Source organism: Paractinoplanes toevensis, from assembly GCF_018332695.1.
Taxonomy (GTDB): Bacteria; Actinomycetota; Actinomycetes; order Mycobacteriales; family Micromonosporaceae; genus Actinoplanes; species Actinoplanes toevensis.
Genome location: NZ_BOQN01000234.1, coordinates 1 through 4,331, shown reverse-complemented (window position 1 = coordinate 4,331; position 4,331 = coordinate 1). Strand labels below are relative to the sequence as shown.

Annotated in this window: 2 protein-coding genes; one reads left to right on the top strand and one right to left on the bottom strand. The window is 69.5% G+C overall.

Annotated elements, in window-relative coordinates; translation table 11 throughout:
- Positions 1–452 precede the first annotated feature (452 nt).
- Positions 453–1,700: a lactate racemase domain-containing protein gene (locus tag Ato02nite_RS50880; RefSeq protein WP_213013956.1), complete on the bottom strand. Its 1,248-nt coding sequence runs from the start codon at positions 1,698–1,700 to the stop codon at positions 453–455.
- Positions 1,701–1,826: 126 nt separating this feature from the next.
- On the opposite strand from Ato02nite_RS50880, the gene Ato02nite_RS50875 reads away from it, so the two are divergent.
- Positions 1,827–4,331: GH92 family glycosyl hydrolase (locus Ato02nite_RS50875; RefSeq protein ID WP_213013955.1), on the top strand; the 2,505-nt coding region annotated here is incomplete at its 3' end.

The window sequence follows — 4,331 nt, the reverse complement described above, 5'->3', positions numbered from 1 at the left end:
GCCGCCACCCCGCAAGCAGCGGGCCACACCAGCACGTGCCGCGACTCTCGCGCAACGAAATACGCACGCGCGGGAACGCCTCGCGCTGCTCACCCATACCCGCTCTGCTCTGAGGTGAGGGCGTTTTATGAGTATTCGCCCCGGCGGTGACCGGTCGATGCCACGTCGTGGCGCCCCGGCATCGCAGATCTTGTGGACTTGTTGCTCTGTCCGCGCGGAAAGTCCACAAGATCGCGTCTGACCCAGCTGCCGGCGGTTGCGCGCTTGGGCCGGGCCCGCCCGCAGCGGGCGCGCGGAGGGTGGGTTGCACCTGCCGGGACCGAGTGTCACGGGAGTGAGCCGGCCCGTACCGAAAGATCTTCCGCTCGGAAGCGTCCCGCCCTCCGTTTCCAGGAAGTCTGGGCTGGAGTCCTGTCCTTTTGAATTGGCGGGGCCGCGGCCCGGAAAGATCTCTAGCGGAGGCGGAAGAGCACCTCGCCGGCCCGGGGGACGACCAGGGTGTCCGGGTCGGCTGCGAAGGCGGCCGGGTCGATCGTGGCCGGGTCGCGGTAACCCAGGTTGACCGCGTGGCAGACCTCCTCGGGGATGCCGGTGGCCAGGGTGACGGCGACGCGCAGCCGCTCCTCGCCGGTCGCCGGGTCGAAGGTGCCGGCGCCGCGCAGGTGGGTGGAGTGGGCGAGCACCCCCCAGTGCACGTGCGAGAAGGTGTCCCACTGCTTCACGAAGTAGTCGCGGCAGTGATAGCCGATCTCGTGGATCTGCGGGTGGCTGGTGGCGATCTCGGTGATGTGCGGGGCGTACAGGATGACCTCGCCGCCGTCCGCCACGATCGGCTCGACCTTGTAGAAGCCCTTGGCGCCGGTCCAGATCTCGTCGTACATCCGCGGCACCAGGGACAGCACGCGGCGGACCGGGGCGTCCCGGTAGGTGACGTGGGTGGCGGCGCTGATCTCGGCGGCGCTCGCCCAGGACGAGATGCAGTCGCCGAACGAGATCGAGTGCAGGGCCGGCTCCTGCGTGTCGGCGGTGACCACGCAGAACGCGTACGTGTCGGCGGGTATCAGCGCGGCGCCGTCGTTGATCAGCGCGCGCACCGGCGTCAGTGACGTGGTGCCGATGATCTCGGCCGAGGTGATCAGGGCGCCGAGCCAGTGCGACACGTCGATGATCTTCTGGCCGCCCACGCCGGGGAAGAAGTACTTGTTGCCGCCGGACATGCCGACCACCTCGTGCGGCAGCACCGGCCCGACGACCAGGGCGATGTCGTGCTCGACCACGGCCCGGTTGAGCAGCACCTCGACGTCGCCGGTCATCCGCCCGTCGGAGAGCTCCTCGATCCGGGAGCTGGGAATGGTGCCGAGGTTGGCGAACGTGGACGGCTCCCACCACTCGTGGTTGCGCACCTCGACGCCGGGGAAGACGCCGACGTGGGCGGCCAGGGCGGCGTCGCTCATCGCGCCGTGGGTGCCGAGCGCGATCAGCACGGTCAGCTTCGAGACCCGGCCGTGCAGTGCCTGGTGGACCGCGCCGACCAGCAGCGGCAGCGGGCACACCCGGGTGGCGTCGGGGACGAGCACGCAGACGCTGCGGCCGTCGAAGTCGATCTCGGCGAGCTGCGCGACGACGAACGCGGTGACCTCGTCGGGGGAGAGGATCGTGCCGGGGCCGCCCACCCGGGCGGCGGTGGTGGTGCTGCTCATGGGTCGATCCTGCCAGCCTGCGGCCGTCCCGCAACGTGCCGGTTCCGGAACCACAAAGCATTGACATACATGGATTGGTAGCGACAACGTTGTCATCCCCAGCACTTGGGATGAAGGGACGCTCCCATGATCCGTTCCCTGGCCGCGGCGATCCTCCTCAGCGCCGTCGTCCTCGCCGTTCCGGAGCCGGCGCTCGCCGCCGACCCCAACCTCACCCAGTACGTCAACCCGCTCGTCGGCACCGACGACTCCAACTCGCCGAACCCGGTCGGCGGCGGCGCCGGCGGGAGCACCTACCCGGGCGCGACCGTGCCGTTCGGCATGACCCAGTTCAGCCCGGACACCCCGACCGGCTCGCCGTCCGGGTATCGCGACCGGGACCGCACGATCGAATCGTTCAGCCTCACCCACTTCAACGGGGCCGGCTGCCCGAACAACGAGGACCTGCCGATCCTGCCGATCACCGGCAACCTCGGCTCCTCGCCCGGCTCGGCCTGGACGTCCTACGCGAGCGCCTACACCAAGACCAACGAGGCCGCGGCGCCCGGTTACTACAAGAACAAGCTCGACAGGTACGGCGTGACCGCCGAGTTGAGCGCCACCACCCGCACCGGCGCGCTGCGGCTGACCTACCCGGCCACCACGACCGCGCGAGTGCTGATCAACGACAGCCGCTCGGCCACCGGGGACCGGGCCGGCAACGTGACGGTCAGCGGCAACCGGGTCTACGGCGAGCACACCGCCGGCGGGTTCTGCGGTGGCCGTACCTTCAAGATCTATTATTCGATTCTGTTCGACCGCACGCCGACCGGTTTCGGCACGTTCAGCGGCTCGACCGTCTCGGCCGGTTCCGCCTCCGCGAGCGGCACCCAGACCGGCGCCTACGTCACGTTCGACACCAGCACCGACGCGGTGGTGAACGCGACCGTCGGCATCTCGTTCGTCAGCGTGGCCAACGCGCAGAACAACGCCACCGTGGAGGCCGGCGCCTTCGACACCGTGCGGGCCGCCGCGAACGCCGCCTGGAACACCGCGCTCAACCGGGTACAGGTCACCGGCGGCGGCAGCACCGACCTGCAGAAGTTCTACACCGCGCTCTACCACGTGCTGATGAACCCGAACATTTCCAGCGACACCAACGGGCAGTACATGGGTTTCGACGGTTCGGTGCACAGCTCGGCGTTCCCGATCTACCAGAACTACTCCGGCTGGGACATCTACCGGTCCTGGGCCTCGCTGGTCGCCATGATCGCGCCGGACGTGATGACCGACATCGTCAAGTCGATGGTGCTCGACGGGCAGCAGGGCGGGCTGCTGCCGAAATGGTCGCAGCAGAGCATCGAGGACTTCGTGATGCCCGGCGACCCGGGCCCGATCGTGGTCGGCAGCGCGTACGCGTTCGGCGTCCGTAACTTCGACACCGCGGCCGCCCTCGCGCTGATGAAGAAAAGTGCCACCGGCGGCGCGACCCAGGGGTACGTCCTGCGCGGCAACGAGGGCACCTACGAGGCGCAGCACTACATCGGCGGCAACCCGTCGGAGACCCTGGAGTACGCGTCCAGCGACTTCGCGATCAGCCGGTTCGCCGCCGCCGTCGGTGACACCGCGGCCGCCGCGACCTACGCCGCCCACTCCCAGTACTGGCGGAGCATCTTCAACGGCGAGTCGGCGTACATCCACACCCGCAACAGCGACGGCAGCTTTCCCTGGCCGCTCAACCCGGCCACCGAGAACCCGTACGTCGAGGGCAACGCCGCCCAGTACACCTGGATGGTGCCGCACAACCTGGGCGCGCTGATCACCCTGATGGGCGGGCGGGGCACCGCGGTCCAGCGGCTCGACGACCACTTCACCCAGCTCAACGGCGGGCTGTCGCTGCCCTACTTCTACGTCGGCAACGAGCCCGAGCACGGGGTGCCGTGGACCTACAACTTCGCCGGCAAGCCCGCGGGAGCGTCGGACTCGGTGCGGCGAGTGATGAGCGAGTCGTTCACCACCGGTGCGGGCGGCCTGCCCGGCAACGACGACCTGGGTGCCACCTCGGCCTGGTACGTGTGGGCGGCGCTCGGCCTCTACCCGGTCACGCCGGGTGCGGACACCCTGGCCGTGCACGGCGGACTCTTCCCGAGCGTGCGGATCCGCGACCTGACCATCTCCGGTGGCAGCGCCACCAGCAAATACGTTCAGTCGCTGTCGGTGAACGGAACCTCGACGACGCACAACTACCTTCGGTACGCCGACATCGCCTCCGGCGGGACCATCGCGTACGTCATGGGAACTTCGCCTTCGTCGTGGGGAACCGGATCCGGCGACGTGCCGCCCAGCTTCGGCGACGGCGCCACCCAGCCCGCCGCCGAGCCCGACCTCGGCCCGAACCTGGCCCTCGGCAGGACGGCGACCAGCGGCTCGGCCGAATGCGGCAGCGCGGAGACCGCTGCCAAGGCGGTGGACGGCCAGATCAAGGACAACAGCAAATGGTGTACGGGCGGCACGCCGCACACCCTGACCGTCGACCTCGGCTCGGCCCGGAACGTGTCGTCCTTCGTGATCAAGCACGCCGCGCTGGGCGGCGAGCAGACCGGCTGGAACACCGGCGGCTACACGATCGCCACCAGCACCGACGGCTCCACC